The organism is Streptomyces sparsus (genome assembly GCF_054776295.1).
Genome location: NZ_BAAHCA010000930.1, coordinates 1 through 1,896, shown reverse-complemented (window position 1 = coordinate 1,896; position 1,896 = coordinate 1). Strand labels below are relative to the sequence as shown.

Sequence of the window (1,896 nt, the reverse complement as noted above, 5' to 3'; positions counted from 1 at the left end):
GGGCGCCGGGGTGTCCGGTGACCCGGTCGGCGTACCGCGCGGCGCGCTGCCGGCGGGCTGCGGCATGCTCTCCTCCAGCAGGTAGCGGGCTCCGGGCCCGCGCCGGGCGGCACCGTCGTCCGCGTTGTAGAGCCCGCAGGTGCGCAGGCTGAGGCAGCCGCAACCGATGCAGCCGGTCAGCCGGCCGCGCAACCGGTGCAGCGCGGCGATCTGCTCGTCGATGCGGCGTTCCCAGGTCCGTGCCACCCGGTTCCACTCGGTCGCGTTCGGCGCCCGGTCCTCCGGCAGCCGGGCCAGCGCCTCCCCGGCCTCCTCCAGCGACAGGCCCACCTGCTGTGCGGCGCGTACGAACGCCACCCGGCGCAGGGTCGCCCGCGGATAGCGGCGTTGCCCGCCGGACGTCCGCGTCGAACTGATCAGGCCGATCTCCTCGTAGTAGCGCAACGCGGACGGTGCCAGTCCGCTGCGGGCGGCGAGTTCCCCGATGGCCAGTTGTCCCCGATTCACCGTCATGCGCCGAGCATAGCCCTTGACCTCAAGCGGACTTGAAGTAGCACGCTGCTCCTATGACCACCACGACCCCCCGGGAGCCGACCGCGGTCCCGCCCGCGCCGGCCTGCGGATACGACGACCTGCCGGAACTGATGTCCCTGATGACAGGCGCCGAGAAGCACGGCCCGGCCGCCACCTCCACCCTCGACGCGCTGTGGGTGCTGTACGACCGGGTGCTGCGGGTCTCCCCCGCCACCGTCGACGACCCGGACCGCGACCGGTTCCTGCTCTCCAAGGGGCACGGGCCCATGGCCTACTACGCGGTGCTCGCCGCGAAGGGCTTCCTCCCCCGCGCGTGGCTGCCGGGCTTCGGCGGCTACGACTCACCCCTCGGCCACCACCCGGACCGCCTGCTTGTGCCCGGGGTCGAGATCGGCAGCGGCTCCCTCGGGCACGGGCTTCCGCTGGCGGTGGGCACCGCGCTGGGGCTGCGGGCCCAGGACCGGACGCGGGCGCGGGTCTGGGTACTGACCGGGGACGCCGAACTGGACGAGGGCAGCAACCACGAGGCGATCGACTACGCCGGGGCGGTGGGAGTCGAGGCGCTGCACACTCTGGTCGTCGACAACGCCTCCGCGCGCCACACGGACGGCGACCGGCTCAGGATGAGGTTCGCCGCGGCCGGCTGGTCGGTGGCGACCGTCGACGGGCGCGACCGCCCGGTGCGGCGCCTGCACGAGGAGTTGTACCGGGCGGCGACCGCGCCGCACCCGGGCCGGCCGCACGCGGTGATCGTCGCCGTGGCACCCAAGAACGCCTGAGGAGCGATGATGACGGACACCATGCGCGACCGCTTCGCGGCCGTAGTATCCGGCCTGCTCGACGACGACCCGCGGCTGGCCGTGGTACTGGCCGAGATCGGCGCGGACGGCTTCGCCGCCGCCGGGCGACGGCACCCGGACCGGGTGCACAACGTCGGCATCCGCGAGCAGTTGCTGATCGGCGTGGGCGGCGGACTCGCCCTCACCGGGATGCGGCCGATCGTGCACACCTTCGCCAGCTTCCTGATCGAGCGCCCCTTCGAGCAGGTCAAGCTCGACTTCGGGCACCAGGGCGTCGGCGGTGTGCTGGTCAGCGCCGGGGCCTCGCACGACTGGCCGGCCGGCGGATTCACCCACATGGCGCCCGGCGACGTGGCCCTGCTGGACACCCTGGACGGCTGGACCGTGCACGTGCCCGGCCACCCGGACGAGGCGGAGGCACTGCTGCGGCAGGCCGCCGCCGGTGACGACCGCGTCTACCTGCGGCTGTCCACGCAGTCCAACACCGCCGCGCGGCCGGTCGGCGGGCGCGGCTTCACGGTGGAGCGCCGCGGCGGTGCGGGCGCGCCGGTGGTGGTGGCCG

The 1,896-nt window shown here is 74.3% G+C and carries 3 protein-coding genes; 2 read left to right on the top strand and 1 reads right to left on the bottom strand.

Annotated elements, in window-relative coordinates:
• Positions 1-513, bottom strand: a 513-nt coding sequence (gene soxR / locus ACYVE9_RS25035) for a redox-sensitive transcriptional activator SoxR (protein WP_461030169.1), incomplete at its 3' end; no start/stop codon positions are given.
• A 53-nt stretch (positions 514-566) separates the two neighbouring features.
• Between soxR and ACYVE9_RS25030 the strand changes: the two genes are divergently transcribed.
• A complete protein-coding gene (locus ACYVE9_RS25030) occupies positions 567-1,313 on the top strand; it encodes a transketolase (RefSeq protein ID WP_461030168.1) in 747 nt (248 codons plus the stop codon).
• A gap of 6 nt (positions 1,314-1,319) precedes the next feature.
• Positions 1,320-1,896: transketolase family protein (locus tag ACYVE9_RS25025; RefSeq protein ID WP_461030167.1), on the top strand; the 577-nt coding region annotated here is incomplete at its 3' end.

Coding starts and splice junctions, on each gene's coding strand:
- ACYVE9_RS25030 (WP_461030168.1), top strand. CDS start 567: ATGACCACCACGACCCCCCGGGAGCCGACCGCGGTCCCGCCCGCGCCG.